Annotated in this window: 13 protein-coding genes; all 13 read left to right on the top strand. The window is 40.8% G+C overall.

From position 1 onward, the window contains the following. Positions 1-9: 9 nt before the first annotated feature. Positions 10-936, top strand: coding sequence for an ATP-binding cassette domain-containing protein (locus GEZ89_RS04550; protein WP_001291283.1), 927 nt, complete (start codon positions 10-12; stop codon positions 934-936). A gap of 446 nt (positions 937-1,382) precedes the next feature. Continuing rightward, the gene (locus GEZ89_RS04545; RefSeq protein ID WP_153225119.1) at positions 1,383-2,366 is read left to right on the top strand and encodes an acetylxylan esterase; all 984 of its coding nucleotides are present in this window, start codon (positions 1,383-1,385) and stop codon (positions 2,364-2,366) included. 368 nt (positions 2,367-2,734) lie between these two features. Continuing rightward, entirely contained in the window at positions 2,735-7,093 is a 4,359-nt protein-coding gene (locus tag GEZ89_RS04540) for an SIALI-17 repeat-containing surface protein (protein ID WP_322741481.1), read from the top strand. 622 nt (positions 7,094-7,715) lie between these two features. Further along, a complete protein-coding gene (locus tag GEZ89_RS04535) occupies positions 7,716-11,279 on the top strand; it encodes an SIALI-17 repeat-containing surface protein (protein ID WP_153225118.1) in 3,564 nt (1,187 codons plus the stop codon). Positions 11,280-11,666: 387 nt separating this feature from the next. Further along, positions 11,667-12,365: an N-acetylmannosamine-6-phosphate 2-epimerase gene (locus GEZ89_RS04530; protein WP_001135642.1), complete on the top strand. Its 699-nt coding sequence runs from the start codon at positions 11,667-11,669 to the stop codon at positions 12,363-12,365. 114 nt (positions 12,366-12,479) lie between these two features. After that, a complete protein-coding gene (locus GEZ89_RS04525) occupies positions 12,480-13,805 on the top strand; it encodes an ABC transporter substrate-binding protein (protein WP_153225117.1) in 1,326 nt (441 codons plus the stop codon). Positions 13,806-14,038: 233 nt separating this feature from the next. After that, positions 14,039-14,905, top strand: a complete 867-nt coding sequence (locus tag GEZ89_RS04520) for a carbohydrate ABC transporter permease (protein WP_075227343.1) — start codon at positions 14,039-14,041, stop codon at positions 14,903-14,905. A 15-nt stretch (positions 14,906-14,920) separates the two neighbouring features. Further along, the gene (locus GEZ89_RS04515) at positions 14,921-15,763 is read left to right on the top strand and encodes a carbohydrate ABC transporter permease (RefSeq protein WP_001183246.1); all 843 of its coding nucleotides are present in this window, start codon (positions 14,921-14,923) and stop codon (positions 15,761-15,763) included. Between the two features lie 200 nt (positions 15,764-15,963). Beyond that, on the top strand, positions 15,964-16,416 hold the full coding sequence (locus GEZ89_RS04510; RefSeq protein WP_016466212.1) for a YhcH/YjgK/YiaL family protein: 453 nt from the start codon (positions 15,964-15,966) through the stop codon (positions 16,414-16,416). A gap of 20 nt (positions 16,417-16,436) precedes the next feature. Then, complete coding sequence (locus GEZ89_RS04505) at positions 16,437-17,087, top strand: YesL family protein (protein WP_153225116.1); 651 nt, start codon at positions 16,437-16,439, stop codon at positions 17,085-17,087. Between the two features lie 164 nt (positions 17,088-17,251). Beyond that, the gene (locus GEZ89_RS04500) at positions 17,252-18,169 is read left to right on the top strand and encodes a dihydrodipicolinate synthase family protein (protein ID WP_153225115.1); all 918 of its coding nucleotides are present in this window, start codon (positions 17,252-17,254) and stop codon (positions 18,167-18,169) included. A gap of 15 nt (positions 18,170-18,184) precedes the next feature. Beyond that, entirely contained in the window at positions 18,185-19,069 is an 885-nt protein-coding gene (locus GEZ89_RS04495) for an ROK family protein (RefSeq protein WP_153225114.1), read from the top strand. Between the two features lie 322 nt (positions 19,070-19,391). Continuing rightward, positions 19,392-24,747: alpha-L-fucosidase (locus tag GEZ89_RS04490; protein WP_153225113.1), on the top strand; the 5,356-nt coding region annotated here is incomplete at its 3' end.

Below are 24,747 nucleotides of genomic sequence, written 5' to 3'. Positions count from 1 at the left end.
AGGAAGGAAATGTCTGAAAAATTAGTAGAAATTAAAGACTTAGAAATTTCCTTCGGTGAAGGAAGCAAAAAGTTTGTCGCTGTTAAAAATGCGAACTTCTTTATCAACAAAGGAGAAACTTTCTCACTTGTTGGAGAGTCTGGTAGTGGTAAGACAACAATTGGTCGTGCTATCATCGGTCTTAATGATACCAGCAAAGGTGATATCATCTTTGAAGGTCAAAAAATTAATGGTAAAAAATCACGTGAACAAGCTTCGGAATTAATTCGTCGTATCCAAATGATTTTCCAGGACCCTGCTGCAAGTTTGAATGAACGTGCAACGGTTGACTATATCATTTCTGAAGGTCTTTATAACCACCATTTATTTAAAGATGAAGAAGAAAGAAAAGAAAAAGTTCAAAATATCATTCGTGAAGTGGGACTTTTGGCTGAACACTTGACACGTTACCCACATGAGTTTTCAGGTGGACAACGTCAACGTATCGGGATTGCTCGTGCCTTGGTTATGCAACCTGACTTCGTTATTGCGGATGAGCCGATTTCAGCCTTGGACGTTTCAGTACGTGCCCAAGTTTTGAACTTGCTCAAGAAATTCCAAAAGGAATTAGGATTGACTTATCTCTTTATCGCCCACGATTTGTCAGTAGTTCGTTTCATCTCTGATCGTATCGCGGTAATTTATAAGGGTGTTATTGTTGAAGTGGCTGAAACTGAAGAATTGTTTAATAATCCAGTTCATCCATATACGCAAGCACTTCTATCAGCTGTTCCTATTCCAGACCCAATCTTGGAACGTAAAAAAGTTTTGAAAGTCTATGATCCAGATCAACATGACTATGAAACTGATAAGCCTTCTATGGTAGAAATTCGTCCAGGTCACTATGTTTGGGCAAACCAAGCAGAGTTGGAACGCTATAAAAAAGATTTGAAATAAGAAAGAGTTTTGTAATCTTGGTAGAATAATTCTATTAAGATTATGAAACTTTTTTATTTTTGTAAAAGAACATTAGTTTAAAGATAGACAACGATATACCCGAAAACATGCTAATACTCAATGAAAATCAAAGAGCAAACTAGGAAGCTAGCCGCAGGTTGCTCAAAGCACGGCTTTGAGGTTGCAGATAAAGCTGACCTAGTTTGAAGAGATTTTCGAAGAGTATAAGACTAGTCTTCAATGACTCTTGGATGAGAGAGAAAAGAAGTTGTTATTCTTTGAAAGTGTATTGAATGTATACAGAATGGAATGGATAAAACTACTTTCAGATAAGCTTTTATGAATCTTCAAAATTAAAATCACTTTCTATTTAAAATATCAGTCTTGCATTGCCTCCCTTTATGTGCTAGAGTTATGGTAACGGTTACAAAATTAAGGAGGGTTTTATGAGAAATCCAGCACTAATAGAAGAAATGAAAACTTACAGAGGGCGAGATGAAGTTCCGCAAGACTTCGATGCTTTTTGGGATGGGGAAATAGAGAAGGTTTCAGTCTTGCCAGATTACCAACTAGAGGAACGTGAATTTCGTATTCCAAACGTGAAGTGCTATGAGTTAACCTTTAAAGGTACACGCGATGGTCTTGTTTATGCACGTGTGGTCTTACCAAAATCAGAAAAGAAAGTACCAGTTATTTTTCACTTCCATGGATATATGGGACGTTGTTGGGATTGGACAGATATGTTATCCTTTACAGTCGCTGGTTATGGTGTCGTATCTATGGATGTCCGTGGTCAGTCTGGTTACTCACAAGATGGGTTACGCTCGCCTCTCGGAAATACAGTTAAGGGTCAAATCATTCGTGGTGCAGTAGAAGGAAAAGAGCAACTCTTCTACAAGGATGTTTATCTTGATATTTATCAATTAGTTGAGATTGTAGCTAGCTTCCCACAAGTGGATGAAGGCCAATTAGCAAGCTATGGAGCTTCTCAAGGAGGAGCGCTGGCTCTGGTGGCTGCGGGGTTGAATCCACGTATCAAGCGTACAGTTGCTATTTATCCATTTTTATCAGACTTTAGACGAGTGCTAGAGATTGGAAATACCAGCGAAGCCTATGATGAGCTCTTTCGTTACTTTAAGTTCCATGATCCATTCCATGAGACAGAAGAGCAGATTATGGAAACACTTAGCTATATCGATGTGAAAAATCTTGCTCATCGAATCAAAGGTGAGGTGAGAATGATTACTGGGCTTGATGATGATGTCTGCTATCCAATCACTCAGTTTGCTATTTACAACCGTTTGACTTGTGAAAAGAGTTATCGTATCATGCCTGAATATGCTCATGAAGCCATGAATGTTCATGTCAATGATCAAGTTTACAACTGGTTGTGTGGCAGTGAGATCCCCTTTACCTATCTTGGTCACTAAAAATTGAAAAAAAGCTCTGTAGTTTCGAATGAACTACAGGCTTTTCTTTATGTGACCCAGATAATGAGAAAGTAGTTTCAGGTAGTTTGAAACTTCTAAATATCTTTGAAAGTAGAATCTATTATAGATTATAAAGTCTAAAATTTAGAATATTTATTATATAATATGGTTAAAATAAAAAGTGAAAGGAGTATAGCTAGTTGCGAATCTTTTAACATAGAGTTTATAAAAGTGCAACAGCATTTCATTTACAAAGAATGGCAATTCCATTCAATAATACAGTTTCTTATTTGCAGCTAGTCTGAAAGGCTAAAAATTTTAAGCAAAAAAGAAAGCGCTTTATTTTTTAAAATAACGGAAGGGAAAACATGAATCAGAGAGATTTTGATAGAAAACAGAGGTACGGAATTCGAAAATTTGCAGTTGGAGCGGCATCAGTAGTCATTGGAGCGGTTGTTTTTGGTGCTGCCCCTGCTTTGGCTCAAGAGGTACCATCAGCGAATGGTGAAACAGCGGGGCAATCTTTGCCAGAATTGCCTAAGGAAGTAGAGACAGGAAGTCTAGCTAATTTAGATAAGGAGCTTGCAGGTCAAGTAACCACAGTAAATAATAGTGGAACAGAAGTGAGCCGTGAAGAGTTGCAAGCAAACCCAGGCTCTGAAAAACCAACAGAAACAGAAGCATCAAACGAAACTCCAGCTACAGAGAGTGAAGACGAAGAAGAAGTTGGAAACATTCCCCGTGACTTTTATGCCAGAGAGTTGGAAAATGCCAATACTGTTATAGAGAAGGAAGATGTTGAAACCAATCCTTCAAACGGTCAAAGAGTTGACATGAAGGAGGAGCTCGACAAGCTTAAAAAACTTCAAAATGCGACCATTCATATGGAGTTTAAGCCAGATGCATCTGCTCCACGTTTTTACAACCTTTTCTCAGTTTCTAGTGATACCAAAGTAAATGAGTATTTCACTATGGCCATCCTTGATAACACAGCTATCGTTGAAGGTCGTGATGCAAATGGAAACCAATTCTATGGTGATTATAAAACTGCTCCTTTGAAAATTAAGCCAGGTGAGTGGAACTCTGTAACCTTTACAGTTGAAAGACCAAATGCAGACCAACCAAAAGGTCAAGTTCGCGTCTATGTAAATGGTGTCTTGTCGCGAACAAGTCCTCAGTCTGGTCGTTTCATCCAAGACATGCCAGATGTTAATCATGTACAAATCGGTACAACAAAACGTACAGGCAAAAACTTCTGGGGTGCTAATCTTAAAGTCCGTAATCTAACGGTTTATGATCGTACTCTTACTCCAGAAGAAGTTAAAAAACGTAGCCAACTTTTTGAAAGAGGAGAGTTGGAGAAGAAACTTCCTGAAGGAGCAGAAGTTACTGATAAACTGGATGTTTTTGAAGGTGGTGAGAACCGCAAGCCAAATAAAGATGGTATCGCAAGCTACCGTATTCCAGCCTTGCTGAAAACGGATAAAGGAACCTTGATTGCTGGTGCAGATGAGAGACGCTTGCATCACTCTGACTGGGGCGATATCGGTATGGTTGTTCGTCGTAGTGATGATAAGGGTAAAACATGGGGAGATAGAATTGTCATCTCAAATCCTCGTGACAATGAGAAGGCTAAGAGAGCTCATGCAGGATCACCAGTCAACATTGACATGGCTCTAGTTCAAGATCCGAAAACTAAGAGAATCTTTGCCATTTATGATATGTTCGTAGAAGGCGAAGCTGTTAGAGATTTGCCAGGAAAAGCGCCACAAGCCTATGAGAAAATTGGTGACAAGGTATACCAAGTCTTGTACAAACAAGGTGATGCAGGACGTTATACCATTCGTGAAAATGGCGAAGTTTTTGACCCTGAAAATAGAAAGACAGAATACCGTGTTGTAGTTGATCCTAAGAAACCAGCCTATAGTGATAAGGGTGATCTATACAAGGGTGAAGAACTGATTGGTAATGTCTACTTCGATTATAGCGACAAGAATATCTTTAGAGTTTCAAACACTAACTATCTCTGGATGTCTTATAGCGATGACGATGGAAAAACTTGGTCTGCACCTAAAGATATTACATACGGCATTCGTAAGGACTGGATGCACTTCTTAGGTACTGGACCTGGTACAGGTATTGCCTTACATTCAGGACCTCATAAAGGGCGTCTGGTTATCCCTGCCTACACTACAAATAACGTATCCTACCTCAGTGGATCCCAGTCTTCACGCGTTATTTATTCAGATGATCATGGTGAAACTTGGCACGCTGGTGAAGCGGTCAATGATAACCGTCCAGTAGGTAACCAAACAATTCATTCTTCAACTATGAATAATCCAGGTGCTCAAAATACTGAGTCAACTGTTGTTCAGTTGAATAATGGGGATCTCAAACTCTTCATGCGTGGATTGACAGGGGATTTGCAAGTTGCAACGAGTAAAGACGGTGGAGCAACTTGGGAAAAAGATGTAAAACGCTATTCAGATGTCAAAGATGTCTATGTTCAAATGTCTGCCATTCATACGGTGCACGATGGTAAGGAATATATCATCCTCAGTAATGCAGGTGGTCCAGGACGTTACAATGGTTTGGTACACTTGGCACAAGTGGAAGCTAACGGAGATTTGACTTGGCTCAAGCACAATCCAATTCAAAGCGGTAAATTTGCTTATAACTCCTTGCAAGATCTTGGAAATGGTGAATTTGGTTTGCTTTATGAGCATGCAACTGCCACTCAAAATGAATACACCTTGTCTTATAAAAAATTCAACTGGGATTTCTTAAGTAAGGATAGAATTTCTCCAACAAAAGCAACTGTGAAAAATGCTGTGGAGATGAGCAAAAATGTCATCGCTTTAGAATTTGATTCAGAAGTATTGGTGAATCAACCACCAGTTCTTAAACTGGCAAATGGGAATTTTGCTACCTTCTTGACGCAGTATGATTCAAAAACCTTGTTATTTGCAGCTAGCAAGGAAGATATTGGTCAAGAAATTACAGAAATCATTGATGGTGCAATTGAGAGCATGCATAATTTGCCTGTAAGTCTCGAAGGTGCAGGAGTCCCTGGTGGGAAAAATGCTGCAAAGGCAGAAATCCATGAATTTCCAGAATTCGAAGGCGGTGTCAATGGTGAGGAAGCTGCAGTTCATGAAATTCCAGAAATAGAAGTTGAAGAAAATCCACCGGGCACTATTAATGAAGTCCCAGAATTCGAAGGTGGCGTGAATGGTGCCGAAGCAGCAGTTCATGAAGTCTCAGACTTCGAGGGTGGCGTGAATGGTGAAGAAGCAGCAGTCCATGAAGTTCCAGAATATATTCCAGTGGAAACTTCAAAAGGAGAAGCAGCTGTTCATGAAATTTCAGACTTTGAAGGCGGTGTCAATGGCGAAGGTACAGTTCATGAGAATCCAGCCTTTGATGGTGGCGTCAACGCAGTAGAAGCCTCTAAGTCAGACGCATCAGAGTTCGAAGGCGGTGTCAATGGTGAGGGAGGGGCTAAGGCAGAGAGTCCAGAGTTCGAAGGCGGCGTCAACGCAGTAGAAGCCTCTAAGTCAGACACATCAGACTTTAAAGGCGGTGTCAATAGTGAGGAAGGAGCTAAGGCAGAGAGTCCAGAGTTCGAAGGCGGCGTCAACGCAGTAGAAGCCTCTAAGTCAGACACATCAGACTTTGAAGGCGGTGTCAATGGTGAGGAAGGAGCTAAGGCAGAGAGTCCAGAGTTCGAAGGTGGCGTCAACGCAGTAGAAGCCTCTAAGTCAGACGCATCAGAGTTCGAAGGCGGTGTCAATGGTGAGGAAGGAGCTAAGGCAGAGAGTCCAGAGTTCGAAGGCGGCGTCAACGCAGTAGAAGCCTCTAAGTCAGACACATCAGACTTCGAAGGTGGTGTCAATGATGAGGAAGGAGCTAAGGCAGAAAGTACAGAGTACGCAGGCGGTGTGAATGCAGTAGAATCCGCTAAGCTAGAGGTGCCAGAATATACAGGCGGTGTGAATGCAGTAGAATCCGCTAAGTTAGAAGCTCCAGAATACACAGGTGGTGTCAATGCAGTGGAATCCGCTAAGTTAGATTCTCCAGAATACACAGGTGGTGTCAATGCAGTGGAATCCGCTAAGTTAGAGGTGCCAGAATATACAAGTGGTGTAAATGGAGTAGAATCTGCTAAGTTAGAAGTTCCAGAGTACACAGGTGGCGTCAATGGAGTAGAGGCTGCTAAGTTAGAAGTTCCAGAGTACACAGGTGGCGTCAATGGAGTAGAGGCTGCTAAGTTAGAAGTTCCAGAATACACAGGTGGCGTCAATGCAGTAGAATCTGCTAAGTTAGAAGCACCAGAGTATACAAGTGGTGTAAATGGAGTAGAATCTGCTAAGTTAGAAGTTCCAGAGTATACAGGTGGTGTAAATGGAGTAGAATCTGCTAAGTTAGAAGTTCCAGAGTACACAGGTGGTGTCAATGGAGTGGAATCTGCTAAGTTAGAAGTTCCAGAGTACACAGGTGGTGTTAATGGGCTAGAAGCTGCTATCTATGAGGTCTCAGAGTATAAGGGAGAACAGTCAATTGTGGTTCAAGCTATGGCACAAGATAAAACTTATCAAGCCCCTGCTGCTCGTCAGCAACTTCTTCCTGAAACAGGAAGTGAAGATCTTGCTCCTCTTGCCTCTCTAGGACTTGTAGGAATGCTCCTAGGTATGTTTGCTATGGGCAAGAAAAAAGAAGATCAATGAAATAGTTAAAATCAACGAAATTCATAGAGAAATTTGATCTTATATTAGAAAGGGTCGTGACTAGAACTAGTTACGGCCTTTTTGATCTAGATAAATCAGGAGTCAAATAGTTAATACTCTTCGAAAATCTCTTCAAACCACGTCAGCTTCGCCTTACCGTATATGTGTTACTGACTTCGTCAGTTCTATCCACAACCTCAAAACTGTGTTTTGAGCAACCTGCGGCTAGCTTCCTAGTTTGCTCTTTGATTTTCATTGAGTATAAGTTTGAGATAAAGTTCATTAAAAAAACGATTCAACCGAATGAAGCAATTTTATGTTAGAAAAATCCAAAGCACCCGAAAGTAGTTTCAAATGTCTGAGTTTATGTTTTAAAAACTGAAAGTATAATCTGTTCTATCTCAATCTCTCTTAAAAGGGGAGGATTTATTATATAATGAGAATAAGATAAAATTTGAAAGGAGTAGGAGACTCTAGTTAACGATGGGTCGTTAAGTGAGAGAAAATTTGAAAGAGCGAGTGTAACCATTCGTGAAAAAGTAATTTTTGTCATTTAGTCAGATGACTAAAAATTTTAAGCGAAAAAGAAAGCGCTTTATTTTTAAAAATGAAAGGAAGAAAGATGAAGCATAATCAGTTGGATAGAAAACAACGATACGGAATTCGCAAATTTACAGTAGGAGCCGCTTCAGTCGTTATTGGAGCAGTTGTTTTTGGTGCATCGCCAGTATTAGCACAAGAGTCAACGGTCACTAGTAAAGAGACCGCCGAGCTTAGTGTCGAAAAGGAACAGCCTGAAAAAGCAGAGATCGTTGAAAAGAATGTTACGGAATCTAATGGGGTAGATACAGTTACACATGCATCTACAGAAGCACATACTGGAACAGAGACAACTACAACGGCAGAAGCAACTAGAGAAACCGAAAAAGATCCAGCTGCGCTTCCACGTGATTACTATGCTAGAGAGTTGGAAAATGTCAATACTGTTCTTGAAAAGGAAGATGTAGAGACTAATGCTGCAAATAGCAATAGAATTGATCTGACAGAGCAATTAGGCAAACTGAAACAACTTCAAAACGCGACCATTCATATGGAGTTCAAACCAGATGCTTCTGCGCCAGCATTTTACAACCTTTTCTCAGTCTCAAGTGATAAGGTTCGAAATGAATATTTCACCATGGCTGTTTACAACAACGTTGCCTTGATTGAGGGCCGCGATCAAAACGGCGACCAATTTTATGATAGATACACAGACGCACCATTAACTGTCAAACCAGGTCAGTGGAACTCAGTAACCTTTACAGTTGAAAGACCAAGTGCAGATTCTCCAGATGGGCAAGTTCGTCTCTATGTAAACGGAGTTTTGTCACGAACAAGTAAGAAATCAGGACGCTTTATCAAAGATATGCCTGATGTGAATCATATGCAAATTGGTACCACAAATCGTGCAGGAAGTATGGTTTGGGGGGCAGGTTTACAAGTTCGTAATCTAACTGTTTATGATCGTGCCTTGAGTCCAGAAGAAGTTCAAAATCGTAGCTACCTATTTGAAAGATCCGAATTAGAGAAAAAGCTTCCAGAAGGAGCTGAGATAACAGATAAAAAGGATGTCTTTGAAGCTGGTAAAAATGGGCAGTCAAATCCAGATGGCATTAATAGCTATCGTATTCCAGCCCTCCTTAAGACTGACAAGGGAACTTTGATTGCTGGAGCTGACGAACGTCGTTTGCACCACTATGACTGGGGCGATATCGGTATGGTCGTCAAACGAAGTGAAGATCAGGGTCAAACATGGGGCGATCGTATCACACTTACGAATCTACGCGACAATCCAAAAGCTACTGATCCATCTGTTGGTTCACCAGTAAATATCGATATGGTTTTAGCCCAAGATACTGAAACCAAGCGCATCTTTTCTGTCTATGATATGTTCCCAGAAGGAAAAGGTATCTTTGGGATGTCAGCTGAAAAAGAGGAAGCTTATAAAGAAATTAATGGGAAAACCTACCAAATTCTCTATCGTGAAGGAGAAAATGGAGCCTATACCATTCGTGAAAATGGTGTTGTCTACACACCAGATGGTCAGGCAACGGATTACCGTGTTGTTGTAAATCCAGTCAAGCCGGCTTATAGTGATAAAGGTGATCTTTATCAGGGTGAGCAACTGCTAGGAAATATCTATTTTACAAGCAATAAAACTTCTCCATTTAGAATTGCTAAAGACAGCTACCTATGGATGTCTTACAGTGATGATGACGGTAAGACTTGGTCTGCACCACAAGATATTACCCCAATGGTCAAAGCTGATTGGATGAAATTCTTAGGTGTGGGACCTGGAGTGGGCATTACCCTCCAGAATGGACCTCATAAAGGTCGTATCGTCGTTCCTGTTTATACGACAAACCGTACTAACCACCTCAACGGTTCTCAATCATCTCGTATCATCTACTCAGATGACCATGGTAAGACTTGGCATATGGGTGGCGGTGTCAATGATAACCGTACACTTTATGATGGTACAGTAGTTGATTCAAGCAACATGAACAATTACTACGCTCAAAATACGGAAGCTTCTGTTGTTCAATTGAATAATGGTCAGTTGAAACTCTTTATGCGTGGTTTGACAGGTGATTTGCAGGTTGCGACAAGTAATGATGGTGGTATTACATGGGACAACTATGTAGCACGCTATGATGTACCTGATGTTTATGTTCAAATGGCGGCGACTCATACGGTTCAAGATGGTAAAGAGTACATCCTTCTAGCAAATGCCAATGGCCCAGGTCGTAAGAATGGTTACATTCGAGTGGCTCGTGTAGAAGAAGATGGCGAGTTGACTTGGCTGCATCATCATTTGATTCAAGAAGGGGAGTATGCCTATAACTCACTTCAACAGATCGGACCAAAAGAATTTGGTCTCTTGTATGAACATCATGAAGCTGGTGGCAATCCTTATACTCTATCCTTCAAGAAATTCAACTGGGATTTCTTGACGAAGGAAAGAATTTCTCCTAAAGAAACCAAAGTTAAAAATGTTATTGAAAAATGGCCAGGAATTCTTGCAGTAGAGTTTGATTCAGAAGTTTTGGTTAACAAAATCCCAACACTTCAGTTGGCAAATGGTAAAAAAATAAACTTTATGACCCAGTACGATACTAAGACTCTTCTATTCACAATAGATAAGTCAGATCTAGGTCAGGAGATAACTGGCCTTGCTTCTGGAGCGATCGAGAGTATGCACAACCTTCCGGTGAGTCTTGAAGGAGCAGGTATTCCTGGAGCTGCCAACGGTAGTGAAGCAGCTGTTAACGAAGTACCAGAATTCACAGGTGGTGTTAATGGTGTAGAAGCTGCGATTGCTGAACTTCCAGAATTTACTGGTGGAGTCAATGGTAGTGAAGCAGCTGTTCATGAAGTACCAGAATTCGAAGGTGGGGTGAATGGCGAAGAGGCTGCTGTAACGGAGCTCCCAGAGTATACTGAACCTATTGGTACAGTAGGCGAAGAAGCAGCACCGATAGCAGAACTTCCAGAATTCACAGGCGGAGTTAATGGAAGCGAAGCAGCTGTACATGAAGTACCAGAATTCGAAGGTGGGGTGAATGGCGAAGAGGCTGCTGTAACGGAGCTCCCAGAGTATACTGAAGCTATTGGTACAGTAGGCGAAGAAGCAGCACCGATAGCAGAACTTCCAGAATTCACAGGCGGAGTTAATGGTAGCGAAGCTGCTGTTAATGAAGTACCAGAATTTGTAGGTGGAGTCAATGGTGAGGAAGCTGCAGTAGCCGATGTTCCAGAATTTGCAGGTGGAGTCAATGGTAGTGAAGCAGCTGTGCATGAAGTACCAGAATTCACAGGTGGAGTCAATGGTGTAGAAGCAGCGGTTCATGAACAACCAGAATTTACAGGTGGTGTGAATGCAGTAGAAGCAGCAAAAGCAGAATTTCCAGAATTTGTAGGTGGAGTCAATGCTGCAGAATCTGCAGTCCAGGAAGTCCCAGAGTTCACAGGTCAGCAGTCTATTGTATCTCAGGCTACGGCACAAGATAAGACTTATCAAGCACCTGCAGTTCGTCAAGATGTTCTTCCTAAGACAGGAAGTGAAGATGCCACTGTCCTTGCTTTTGTAGGACTTGTTGGGATGCTCCTTGGTATGTTTGCTTTGGGGAAGAGAAAAGAAGATTAGTCAAATCGTTAAAATTGAAGGTTTCCTTAGTGAAACTAAATCTTATACTCAATGAAAATCAAAGAGCAAACTAGGAAGCTAGCCGCAGGTTGTACTTGAGTACGGCAAGGGGACGCTGACGTGGTTTGAATTTGATTTTCGAAGAGTATTAGTTAGAAAGGGTCGTAACGAAAATTAGTTACGGCCTTTTTCTTTAAAAAAGGGCTGGTTTTAAGATTTAAGAGGTGTTGGGATAGATGTTAGATCCCTGAAACTACTTTCAGAAGAAACTGTTGCATAAAATTGTTTTGAAACTCCAATCTATTCTAGCACAAGTTGTTGAAAGCGCTTTAATAATAAGCTATAATAGTCACATAAACACAAAGGAAAAGAAAAGGAGGAAAGTAGATGCCACAAATTAGTAAAGAAGCCTTGATTGAACAAATCAAAGATGGAATCATCGTTTCTTGTCAGGCACTTCCTCATGAACCGCTCTACACAGAAGCGGGAGGAGTTATCCCCTTGTTGGTGAAAGCAGCTGAACAAGGTGGTGCAGTCGGTATCCGAGCAAACAGTGTTCGAGATATCAAGGAAATTAAAGAGGTCACTAAACTTCCGATTATCGGGATTATCAAGCGGGACTATCCACCGCAAGAACCATTCATTACTGCTACAATGAAGGAAGTGGATGAACTAGCGGCTCTTGACATCGAAGTCATTGCTCTTGACTGTACCAAGCGTGAACGTCATGATGGCTTGGAGATCCAAGAATTTATCCGTCAGATCAAAGAAAAATATCCAAATCAACTCTTGATGGCTGACACAAGTACCTTTGAGGAAGGTCTAACAGCAGTTGAAGCGGGAATTGACTTTGTCGGAACAACCTTATCAGGTTACACTTCTTACAGTCCAAAAGTGGATGGCCCAGACTTTGAACTCATCAAGAAACTCTGTGATGCAGGGGTGGACGTCATCGCTGAAGGAAAAATTCACACACCAGAACAAGCTAAGCAAATCCTAGGTTACGGAGTGCGAGGTATCGTAGTTGGTGGCGCTATTACTAGACCAAAAGAGATTACGGAACGATTTGTTGCGGGTCTTAAATAACACAATATAAAAAACGAGGAGAGTGGTTGATTAGTAGGAAAAAATGAAAACGTATACAAAGTCGACATTGCTCATTATCCAATATGGATACGCTTATCAATTAGGAGAATACAAATGAAATTTAGAAAACTAGCTTGTACAGTACTTGCGGGTGCTGCGGTTCTATCACTTGCTGCTTGTGGCAAATCAGACGCTAACAAAGATGCTGCCAAATCAGGCGATGCAGCAGCAACAACAGAAATTACTTGGTGGGCATTCCCGGTATTTACTCAAGAAAAATCTGGTGACGGTGTTGGAACTTATGAAAAATCTATCATCGAAGCTTTCGAAAAAGCAAATCCAGATATCAAAGTTAAATTAGAAACAATCGACTTCAAATCTGGACCAGAAAAAATCACAACAGCTATCGAAGCTGGTACAGCTCCAGATGTACTTTTCGATGCACCAGGTCGTATCATCAATTACGGTAAAAATGGTAAATTGGCTGAGTTGAATGACCTCTTTACAGATGAATTTGTGAAAGATGTTAACAACGAAAACATCGTACAAGCAAGTAAAGCTGGTGACAAAGCATACATGTATCCAATCAGTTCTGCACCATTCTACATGGCTATGAACAAGAAAATGTTGGAAGATGCTGGTGTAGCTAACCTTGTTAAAGAAGGTTGGACAACTGATGATTTTGAAAAAGTCTTGAAAGCACTTAAAGATAAAGGATACACTCCAGGTTCATTGTTCAGTTCTGGTCAAGGGGGAGACCAAGGAACACGTGCCTTCATCTCTAACCTTTACGGCGGTTCTGTAACTGATAAAGAAGTAACTAAATACACAACTGACGATCCTAAATTCGTTAAAGGTCTTGAAAAAGCAGCTAGCTGGATCAAAGATGGTTTGTTGAATAACGGTTCACAATTTGACGGTGGAGCAGACATCCAAAACTTTGCAAACGGTCAAACTTCTTACACAATCCTTTGGGCACCAGCTCAAAACGGTATCCAAGCTAAACTTTTGGAAGCAAGTAAAGTTGAAGTGGTTGAAGTTCCATTCCCATCTGATTCTGGCAAACCAGCTCTTGAATACCTTGTAAACGGATTTGCAGTATTTAACAACAAAGATGAAAAGAAAGTTGCTGCAGCTAAGAAATTTATCCAATTTATCGCTGATGATAAAGAGTGGGGTCCTAAAGACGTAGTTCGTACAGGAGCATTCCCAGTTCGTACTTCATTTGGAAAACTTTACGATGACAAACGTATGGAAACAATCAGTGGTTGGACTCAATACTACTCACCATATTACAACACAATCGACGGATTTGCTGAAATGAGAACACTTTGGTTCCCAATGTTGCAAGCTGTATCAAATGGTGACGAACAACCTGCTGCAGCATTGAAAGCATTCACTGAAAAAGCGAATGAAACAATCAAAAAAGCAGCTAAATAATAAGCCCTAAATAAAAACTGAGTTCCCCCCTTTTCCCTGAGCATATCTGTGTATGAAAAGGGGGACTTTTGTTTGAAATAGAAGCAACTGACAGGTCAAAATTAAAATGAAGTTTTTACATTGACGAATCTTAGAAAAATTTCATTTTGATTTTAGATCAGGGTCAGATAACAGTCAAAAAAACAAAACTATGTGAAAGTGAGGTGCCAACTGTGAAAATCAATAAAATTCGCATGCGGGAAACTATTATTTCCTACGCATTCCTAGCACCAGTATTAATCTTCTTTACCGTCTTCGTTTTAGCTCCAATGATCATGGGCTTCATCACAAGTTTCTTCAACTATTCGATGACTAGCTTTGAGTTTGTGGGCTTGGACAACTACATTCGTATGTTTAAAGACCCTGTGTTTACAAAATCTTTGATTAATACCGTAATCTTGGTTATCGGGTCTGTACCAGTCGTTGTACTCTTCTCGCTCTTTGTAGCATCACAAACTTACCAACAAAATGCCATCGCTAGATCTTTCTACCGTTTCGTCTTCTTCCTTCCTGTAGTAACAGGTAGTGTTGCCGTAACAGTAGTATGGAAATGGATCTACGATCCACTATCAGGTATTTTGAACTTCGTGCTTAAGTCAAGCCATATCATCAGCCAAAACATTTCTTGGTTGGGAGATAAAAACTGGGCTTTGATGGCGATTATGATTATCCTTTTGACAACATCAGTTGGTCAACCAATCATTCTCTACATCGCTGCAATGGGTAATATTGATAACTCACTTGTAGAAGCAGCTCGTGTTGACGGTGCGACTGAGTTCCAAGTATTCTGGAAGATTAAATGGCCAAGCCTTCTTCCAACAACACTTTATATCGCAATCATTACAACCATCAACTCATTCCAATGTTTCGCCTTGATTCAGTTGTTGACATCTGGTGGTCCAAACTACTCAACAAGTACACTTATGTACTACCTCTACGAAAAAGCCTTCCAATTGACTGAATATGGCTATGCCAATACAATTGGTGTATTCTTGGCAGTTATGATTGCCCTTGTCAGCTTCGCTCAATTCAAGATCCTCGGAAACGATGTAGAATACTAAGGAAAGGAGACAGCTATGCAACCTACACAACAAAAGAAACCATTAACAGCCTTTACTGTTATTTCAACAATCATTTTGCTCTTGTTGACTGTACTGTTTATCTTCCCATTCTACTGGATCTTGACAGGTGCATTCAAATCACAACCAGATACCATTATGATTCCACCACAATGGTTCCCTAAAGCTCCAACAATGGAGAACTTCCAACAATTGATGGTGCAAAACCCAGCCTTGCAATGGATGTGGAACTCAGTGTTCATTTCTTTAGTAACTATGTTCTTGGTTTGTGCAACCTCTTCACTAGCAGGTTATGTTTTGGCTAAGAAACGTTTCTATGGTCAACGCATTCTCTTTGCAATCTTTATCGCTGCCATGGCTCTTCCAAAACAAGTTGTCCTTGTACCATTGGTACGTATCGTCAACTTCATGGGAATCCATGACACTCTTTGGGCAGTTATCTTGCCTTTGATTGGATGGCCATTTGGGGTCTTCCTTATGAAGCAATTTAGTGAAAACATTCCTACAGAATTGCTCGAGTCTGCTAAAATCGATGGATGTGGTGAGATTCGTACCTTCTGGAGCGTAGCTTTCCCTATTGTGAAACCAGGATTTGCAGCTCTCGCAATCTTTACCTTCATCAATACTTGGAATGACTACTTCATGCAATTGGTAATGTTGACTTCACGTCAAAACTTGACCATCTCACTCGGGGTTGCGACTATGCAGGCTGAGATGGCAACAAACTACGGTTTGATCATGGCAGGGGCTGCCCTTGCAGCTGTGCCAATCGTAACAGTCTTCCTTGTCTTCCAAAAATCCTTCACTCAAGGGATTACTATGGGAGCTGTCAAAGGATAGTACTCTGCGAAAATTGAATATAGTACAAACTGTTTATCAGTATGCAGAAGTATAGTTGATAGACTAAGAGAATACAGGATATATAAGTGTCTACAAAATTGAGAGGAGTTGCTTGCTTCACGAAATTTTGTTAGACACTTATAAACTTACTGGCTAGACATCTTAGGTCTGAAGGTAACAATCAGGTAAAGGAAATTACTATGATTTTTGATGATTTAAAAAACATTAGCTTTTACAAAGGAATTCATCCAAATCTCGATAAGGCCATCGATTATCTCTATGAGCATCGTAAGGATAGCTTTGAATTAGGCAAATACGAGATTGATGGGGATAAAGTCTTCCTAGTTGTACAAGAAAATATTCTCAATAAAGAAGAAAATGATCGCTTTGAGCATCATAAAAACTATGCAGATTTGCATTTGTTGGTTGAAGGACATGAGTATTCTAGTTACGGTTCTCGTGTAAAAGATGAGGCTGTAGCCTTTGACGAAGCTAGCGATATCGGCTTTGTTCATTGTCATGAACAATACCCACTTTTATTGGGTTATCACAATTTTGCAGTCTTTTTCCCAGGTGAACCTCATCAGCCTAATGGCTATGCAGGTATGGAAGATAAAGTTCGCAAATACTTATTTAAAATTTTAATCGATTAGTCAGTTAGGAGGAGCAAACAATGGCACATAAAGGATCTGGATTGATAAAAGCGGCATTTGATACGGATAACTTTCTGATGCGATTTTGTGAGAAGGTTTTAGATATCGTGACGGTTAACCTACTCTTTGTTGTGTCTTGTTTGCCTATTGTGACAATCGGAGTAGCAAAAATTAGTCTCTATCAGACAATCTTCGAAGTTAAGAGTAGTCGTCGTGTCCCTGTTTTTAAAACTTATATAAGAGCCTTTAAGCAAAATTTGAAATTAGGACTCCAGTTAGGTTTGTTGGAACTAGGAATTTTTCTAATTAGTGTAGTTGACTTGTCTCTATTCTGGGGGCAAACAGGCCTAGGCTTCCAGCTCATTAAGGCCATTTGCTTGGGAATTCTGATATTTTTAACCCTAGTTATGTTAGCTAGCTATCCTATTGCAGCACGTTATGAGCTGACTTGGAAAGAAGTACTCCAAAAGGGCTTGCTCTTAGTTAGCTTTAACTTCGTGTGGTTCTTCTTGATGCTTGCGATTATTTTATTAATCATTATGCTTCTCTATCTATCAGGCTTTACTCTAGTGCTCGGTGGATCAGCATTTCTACTCTTTGGCTTTGGTCTTCTTGCCTTTTGCCAGACTGGATTAATGGAAAAATTGTTTGCCAAATATCAAGCAGATTGAAAATGATATGAAACTACTTTCAAACAAGAAAAGCTACGGGAGATGTATAGAAATTAAAATCTAAGTGGCTTGGATGTATTGAAAGCGCTTTTCACAAGGTGTATACTAAAATAGTAAAAAATCATCTGCTCAGAGCAGAAAATAAGAAATCTTAGGAGAAATCTATGTCAGATTTAAAAAAATACGAAGGTGTTATTCCTGCCTTCTACGCATGTTATGATGATGAGGGAGAAGTAAGCCCAGAACGTACTCGTGCTTTGGTGCAATACTTCATTGATAAAGGTGTTCAAGGACTTTATGTCAACGGTTCTTCAGGTGAATGTATTTACCAAAGCGTAGAAGACCGCAAGTTGATCTTGGAAGAAGTGATGGCAGTTGCTAAAGGCAAGTTGACTATCATTGCTCACGTGGCTTGCAACAATACTAAAGACAGTATCGAACTTGCTCGTCATGCAGAAAGCTTGGGAGTAGATGCTATTGCAACAATCCCACCAATTTACTTCCGTTTGCCTGAATACTCAGTAGCCAAATACTGGAACGACATCAGTGCAGCAGCACCAAACACAGACTATGTTATCTACAATATTCCTCAATTGGCAGGTGTTGCTTTGACTCCAAGTCTTTACACAGAAATGTTGAAAAACCCACGTGTCATCGGTGTTAAAAATTCTTCAATGCCAGTTCAAGATATCCAAACTTTTGTTAGTCTTGGTGGTGATGATCATATCGTCTTTAACGGTCCAGATGAACAATTCCTCGGTGGACGTCTCATGGGTGCAAAAGCTGGTATCGGTGGTACTTATGGTGCTATGCCAGAACTCTTCTTGAAACTCAATCAATTGATTGCAGACAAAGACCTAGAAACAGCGCGTGAATTGCAATATGCAATCAACGCTATCATTGGTAAATTGACTGCTGCACATGGAAATATGTACGGCGTTATCAAAGAAGTCTTGAAAATCAATGAAGGACTTAATATCGGATCAGTTCGTTCTCCACTTACACCAGTGACCGAAGAAGATCGTCCAGTTGTAGAAGCAGCTGCTCAATTGATTCGTGAAACTAAGGAGCGTTTCCTCTAATCAATAGGAGGCTTTATGACTAATTACGTTGCAATTGATATTGGTGGAACTAATATCAAATATGGTTTGATTGACCAAGATGGACAACTTGTTGAGTCTCACGAAGTAGCGACTGAGGCTCATAAGGGCGGTCCACATATCTTACAGAAAACAAAAGATATCGTAGCTAGCTATCTAGAAAAAGGTCCAGTAGCAGGTGTGGCAATTTCCTCAGCGGGAATGGTTGATCCTGATAAGGGTGAGATTTTCTATGCTGGTCCACAGATCCCAAACTATGCTGGAACCCAATTTAAAAAAGAAATTGAAAAAAGTTTCCAAGTTCCTTGTGAAATTGAAAATGATGTCAACTGTGCAGGGCTAGCAGAAGCGGTTTCTGGATCTGGAAAAGGTGCAGGAATAACGCTATGTTTGACCATCGGAACAGGTATCGGCGGTTGCTTAATCATTGACGGCCAGATTTTCCATGGATTTAGTAATTCTGCCTGTGAAGTTGGCTATATGCATATGCAAGATGGGGCTTTCCAAGATTTAGCTTCTACAACTGCCTTGGTTGAGTATGTAGCTAAGGCTCATGGTGAAGAAGTAGAACATTGGAATGGTCGTAGAATTTTCAAAGAAGCTACAGAAGGCAATAAACTCTGTATGGAGGGAATTGACCGTATGGTAGACTATCTTGGAAAAGGTCTTGCTAACATCTGTTATGTTGCCAATCCAGAGGTTGTTATACTAGGTGGTGGTATTATGGGGCAGGAAGCGATTTTGAAACCGAAAATTCGTACAGCTCTGAAAGATGCGCTTGTTCCAAGTTTAGCGGAAAAAACAAGATTAGAGTTTGCGCGTCATCAAAATACTGCGGGTATGCTTGGAGCTTACTATCACTTCAAAACAAAACAATCCTAAGTTGGCCTTGCCAATTTAGGATTTTTTAGTGGTAAATAGTGGCAAAAGTATTTAGTAAAAATCCAGTTAAAACTTTGGAAGCCCTTGCATTTTTCAGGATAATATAGTATATTTATTATACTGCAGAAACTCTAGGTAAAATTTTTGCTAGTTTGAGCCTTATTTTATTTTCAAGAAATGTAAGCGATTTCCTCATAAGGGCTTGCCCAAAAATAAATAGCTTAGGAGCAGAATTTTAAGCTAGGAAATCAAACAAAAATTGTCGCCAGATAACACTGGGCTCGGGCAGTAGCTGACTGCTCTAGAAGATTAGGAGTATTTGATGAAACAATATTTTTTAGAAAAAGGTCGAATATTTAGTATTCGTAAACTGACTGTTGGTGTTGCTTCTGTAGCAGTCGGTCTTGCTTTTTTTGCATCTGGTAATGTTGCGGCTAGTGAACTTGTGACAGAACCAAAACTTGAAGTAGATAGTCAAGCAAAAGAAGTAGCAGATGTAGGTCATAAAAAAGAAGAAGTAGTTAAAGAAGAAGTAACTGAAAAAACAGAACCTGCTATCGAGAAAGTAGCAGAGGAAGGAAAAACTGCTGAAGTGGCTGGCGATTTACTCCCTGAAGAAATCCCTGATCGTGCTTATCCTGATACACCAGTGAAAAAAGTGGATACTGCAGCTATTGTATCAGAAAAAGATAGCCCACAAGTAGAGACTAAGAGCATTTTGAAACCTACAGAAGCAGCTCCATCTGAAGGCGAAAAAGAAAATAGAGCTATTATCAATGGCGGACAAGACCTTAAGCATATCAATTATGAAGGTCAACCGGCAACATCTGCTACTATGGTTTATTCAATCTTTAGCTCACCTTTGGCCAATGGCGGTAGTCAGCGATACCTTAACTCAGGCTCAGGTATCTTTGTTGCTCCAAATGTCATCTTGACAGTGGCCCACAACTTCTTGGTCAAGGATGCGGATACTAATGCTGGCTCTATCCGTGGTGGTGACACGGCTAAGTTCTATTACAATGTAGGTTCAAATACTGCTAAGAATAATTCTTTACCAAGCTCAGGAAATACTGTTTTGTTCAAGGAAAAGGATATTCATTTCTGGAATAAAGAAAAATTCGGTGAAGGCTATAAGAATGACCTAGCCTTGGTTGTAGCCCCAGTTCCACTTTCAATTGCCAGCCCAAATAAGGCAGCAACCTTTACTCCGTTAGCAGAGCATCGGGAATACAAAGCTGGAGAACCTGTGAGCACAATTGGCTATCCTACAGATTCAACTTCTCCAGAATTGAAGGAACCAATCGTACCTGGTCAATTGTATAAGGCTGATGGTGTTGTTAAAGGTACTGAAAAGTATGATGATAAGGGAACAGTTGGTGTTACTTATCGTTTGACTTCTGTATCAGGTCTTTCAGGTGGAGGTATCCTCAACGGTGATGGTAAAGTTATCGGTATTCACCAACGGGGTACAGTTGATAATGCGAACATTCCTGAAAAAGACCGTTTCGGTGGAGGTCTTGTCCTCTCACCAGAACAATTGGCATGGGTCAAAGAAATCATTGACAAATACGGTGTTAAAGGCTGGTATCAAGGCGATAACGGCAATCGTTATTACTTCACTCCAGAGGGAGAAATGCTTCGAAATAAGACAGCTGTTATCGGTGAAAACAAATATTCCTTCGATGAAAGTGGTGTAGCGACTCTTCTTGAAGGTGTTGATTATGGACGAGTTGTTGTCGAACACCTAGACCAAAATGATAATCCAGTCAAAGAAAACGATACTTTTGTTGAAAAGACAGAAGTTGGAACTCAGTTCGACTATAACTATAAAACAGAAATTGAAAAGACTGACTTCTTCAAGAAGAATAAAGACAAATATGAGATTGTATCGATTGACGGCAAAGCTGTCAACAAGCAACTAAAAGATGCTTGGGGAGATGATTATAGCGTTGTGAGCAAGGCTCCTGCAGGAACACGCGTCATCAAGGTTGTTTATAAGGTCAATAAAGGTTCCTTCGACGTTCGTTACCGCTTGAAAGGTACAGATCAAGAATTGGCACCTGCAACTGTTGACAACAACGAAGGGAAAGAATATGAAGTTTCCTTTGTTCACAGATTCCAAGCTAAAGAAATCACGGGCTACCGTGCAGTAAATGCAAGTCAAGAAGCTACCATCCAACACAAAGGAGCGAACCAAGTTATTTTTGAATACGAAAAAATTGAAGATCCAAAACCAGTAACACCAGTCACTCCAGTAGTGGATCCAAAAGATGAAGAAACAGAAATTGGAAACTATGGACCGCTGCCAAGTAAGGCTCAATTGGACTACCACAAGGAAGAATTGGCCGCCTTCATCCACTATGGTATGAATACTTATACCAACTCTGAGTGGGGGAACGGTAGAGAAAATCCTCAAAACTTTAACCCAACTAACCTTGATACAGACCAGTGGATTAAGACTTTGAAGGATGCCGGATTCAAACGAACAATCATGGTTGTAAAACACCACGACGGTTTTGTGATTTATCCATCTAAATACACAGACCACACGGTTGCTGCTAGTCCATGGAAAGATGGTAAGGGAGACCTTCTCGAAGAAATCTCTAAATCAGCGACTAAGTATGACATGAATATGGGTGTTTACCTATCACCATGGGATGCCAACCATCCTAAATATCATGTTGCAACTGAGAAAGAGTACAATGAATACTATCTCAACCAACTCAAGGAAATCCTTGGCAATCCTAAATACGGAAACAATGGTAAATTTATCGAAGTATGGATGGATGGTGCGCGTGGTAGCGGAGCTCAAAAAGTAACCTACACCTTTGACGAGTGGTTCAAGTACATCAAGGAAGCTGAAGGAGATATCGCTATTTTCTCTGCACAACCGACAAGTGTCCGTTGGATCGGTAATGAACGTGGTATCGCTGGAGATCCAGTTTGGCATAAAGTCAAGAAAGCTAAAATCACTGACGATGTGAAGAATGAATATCTCAATCATGGAGACCCAGAAGGAGATATGTACTCTGTCGGTGAAGCAGACGTTTCTATTCGTTCAGGTTGGTTCTACCATGACAATCAACAACCAAAATCAATCAAAGATTTGATGGATATCTACTTCAAATCTGTTGGTCGTGGAACGCCACTTCTCCTCAATATTCCACCAAATAAAGAAGGTAAATTCGCAGATGCAGATGTGGCGCGCTTGAAAGAATTCCGAGCAACCTTGGACCAAATGTATGCGACAGACTTTGCCAAGGGAGCAACTGTAACTGCAAGCTCTACTCGTAAGAATCACTTGTATCAAGCAAGCCATTTAACAGATGGTAAGGACGATACCAGCTGGGCACCAGCAAACGATGCTAAGACAGGTGAATTCACTGTCGATCTCGGTCAAAAGAGACGCTTTGACGTAGTCGAACTCAAAGAAGATATTGCTAAAGGTCAACGCATCTCAGGATTTAAGGTTGAAGTTGAGCTTAATGGCCGCTGGGTTCCATATGGAGAAGGTTCGACTGTTGGTTATCGTCGTCTTGTCCAAGGTCAACCTGTAGAAGCCCAAAAGATTCGTGTGACTATTACTGGTGCGCAAGCGACTCCTATTTTGACAAACTTCTCTGTTTATAAGACACCAAGTAGTATCGAAAAAACAGATGGTTATCCTCTAGGCTTGGATTACCATTCAAATACAACAGCTGATAAAGCAAATACAACCTGGTATGACGAATCCGAAGGCGTTCGTGGAACATCCATGTGGACCAATCAAAAAGATGCTAGCGTAACCTACCGTTTTAATGGAACTAAGGCTTATGTCGTATCTACAGTTGATCCAAATCACGGTGAAATGTCAGTTTATGTGGATGGTCAAAAGGTTGCAGACGTACAAACTAATAATGCGGCTCGTAAACGTAGCCAGATGGTTTATGAAACAGATGACTTGGCTCCAGGTGAACACACCATCAAACTCGTCAACAAAACTGGCAAAGCTATTGCAACTGAAGGTATTTACACGCTCAATAATGCTGGTAAAGGTATGTTTGAGTTGAAAGAAACTACCTATGAAGTTCAAAAAGGCCAACCAGTTACTGTAACCATTAAACGTGTTGGTGGTAGCAAAGGAGCTGCAACAGTCCATGTCGTGACTGAACCAGGGACAGGGGTTCATGGTAAAGTGTATAAGGACACAACAGCTGACCTAACCTTCCAAGATGGCGAAACAGAAAAGACTTTGACAATTCCGACAATTGACTTTACTGAGCAAGCTGACTCTATCTTTGACTTCAAAGTGAAAATGACTAGCGCTTCAGACGATGCCTTGCTTGGATTTGCAACTGAAGCAACTGTTCGAGTAATGAAGGCTGAATTGCTTCAAAAAGGTCAAGTAAGTCACGATGATCAGGCCAGTCAACTTGACTATAGCCCAGGTTGGCACCATGAAACCAATTCTTCTGGCAAATACCAAAACACTGAGTCTTGGGCATCATTTGGTCGTTTGACTGAAGAGCAAAAGAAAAATGCTAGCGTAACAGCCTACTTCTACGGTACAGGTCTTGAAATCAAAGGTTTTGTTGATCCTGGACATGGTATCTACAAGGTAACTCTGGATGGTAAAGAACTTGAGTATCAAGATGGTCAAGGAAATGCCACTGATGTCAATGGCAAGAAGTACTTCAGTGGTACAGCAGCTACACGTCAAGGCGATCAGACTCTCGTTCGTTTGACAGGACTCGAAGAAGGTTGGCATGCTGTAACCTTGCAATTGGATCCAAAACGAAATGATACGTCTAGAAATATTGGTATCCAAGTTGATCAGTTCATCACTCGTGGTGAAGATAGCGCTCTTTATACCAAAGAAGAATTAGTTCAAGCTATGAAGAACTGGAAGGATGAATTGGCTAAATTTGACCAAACAAGCTTGAAGAACACTCCAGAGGCGCGTCAAGCCTTCAAGTCAAACTTGGACAAATTATCAGAACAACTTTCAGCAAGCACTGTCAATGCGCAAGAGTTGATGCTGACAGCCACAACCTTACAAGCTATCCTTGATAAGGAAGACAACTACGGTTCAGATGACACACCGACACCAGACCAGCCAGAGGAGCCAAACTACGACAAGGCTATGGCAAGTCTGGCAGAAGCGATTGAAAGAAAGACTAAAGAACTTGGCGATGATAAGGAAGCTAAGAAGAAATTAGTTGAGTTGGCCGAACAAGCTCTTACTGCTATCCAGGAAGCTAAGACTCAGGATGCAGTAGATAAGGCTTTGGAAAATGCTCTAGCTGGTATTAATCAACTTCAAGCGACTCCAAAAGAGGATCCAAAACCAGAAGAACCAAGCAAACCAGAAGAGTCTAAGATTGACTATGATAAGGCCATGGCAAGTTTGGCAGAGGCTATTCAAAACAAGACTAAGGAACTAGGCAATGATAAAGAAGCTAAGAAGAAACTAGTCGAGTTATCAGAACAAGCCATCGCAGCGATCGAAGCAGCCAAAACTCAGGATGCAGTAGATAAGGCTTTGGAAAATGCTCTAGCTGGTATTAATCAGCTTCAAGCGACTCCAAAAGAGGATCCAAAACCAGAAGAACCAAGCAAACCAGAAGAGTCTAAGATTGACTATGATAAGGCCATGGCAAGTTTGGCAGAGGCTATTCAAAACAAGACTAAGGAACTAG

Source organism: Streptococcus mitis (assembly GCF_009496285.1).
Lineage (GTDB): Bacteria > Bacillota > Bacilli > Lactobacillales > Streptococcaceae > Streptococcus > Streptococcus mitis_BP.
Note: the sequence above shows the minus strand (reverse complement) of the source record. Positions and strands in the feature narration are given on the sequence as shown.

Excerpts from the sequence above, each read along its gene's own strand:
- GEZ89_RS04530 (WP_001135642.1), top strand. The coding sequence starts at position 11,667 with ATGCCACAAATTAGTAAAGAAGCCTTGATTGAACAAATCAAAGATGGA.
- GEZ89_RS04510 (WP_016466212.1), top strand. The coding sequence starts at position 15,964 with ATGATTTTTGATGATTTAAAAAACATTAGCTTTTACAAAGGAATTCAT.
- GEZ89_RS04505 (WP_153225116.1), top strand. The coding sequence starts at position 16,437 with ATGGCACATAAAGGATCTGGATTGATAAAAGCGGCATTTGATACGGAT.
- GEZ89_RS04520 (WP_075227343.1), top strand. The coding sequence starts at position 14,039 with ATGCGGGAAACTATTATTTCCTACGCATTCCTAGCACCAGTATTAATC.
- GEZ89_RS04535 (WP_153225118.1), top strand. The coding sequence starts at position 7,716 with ATGAAGCATAATCAGTTGGATAGAAAACAACGATACGGAATTCGCAAA.
- GEZ89_RS04495 (WP_153225114.1), top strand. The coding sequence starts at position 18,185 with ATGACTAATTACGTTGCAATTGATATTGGTGGAACTAATATCAAATAT.
- GEZ89_RS04525 (WP_153225117.1), top strand. The coding sequence starts at position 12,480 with ATGAAATTTAGAAAACTAGCTTGTACAGTACTTGCGGGTGCTGCGGTT.
- GEZ89_RS04550 (WP_001291283.1), top strand. The coding sequence starts at position 10 with ATGTCTGAAAAATTAGTAGAAATTAAAGACTTAGAAATTTCCTTCGGT.
- GEZ89_RS04515 (WP_001183246.1), top strand. The coding sequence starts at position 14,921 with ATGCAACCTACACAACAAAAGAAACCATTAACAGCCTTTACTGTTATT.
- GEZ89_RS04540 (WP_322741481.1), top strand. The coding sequence starts at position 2,735 with ATGAATCAGAGAGATTTTGATAGAAAACAGAGGTACGGAATTCGAAAA.
- GEZ89_RS04500 (WP_153225115.1), top strand. The coding sequence starts at position 17,252 with ATGTCAGATTTAAAAAAATACGAAGGTGTTATTCCTGCCTTCTACGCA.
- GEZ89_RS04545 (WP_153225119.1), top strand. The coding sequence starts at position 1,383 with ATGAGAAATCCAGCACTAATAGAAGAAATGAAAACTTACAGAGGGCGA.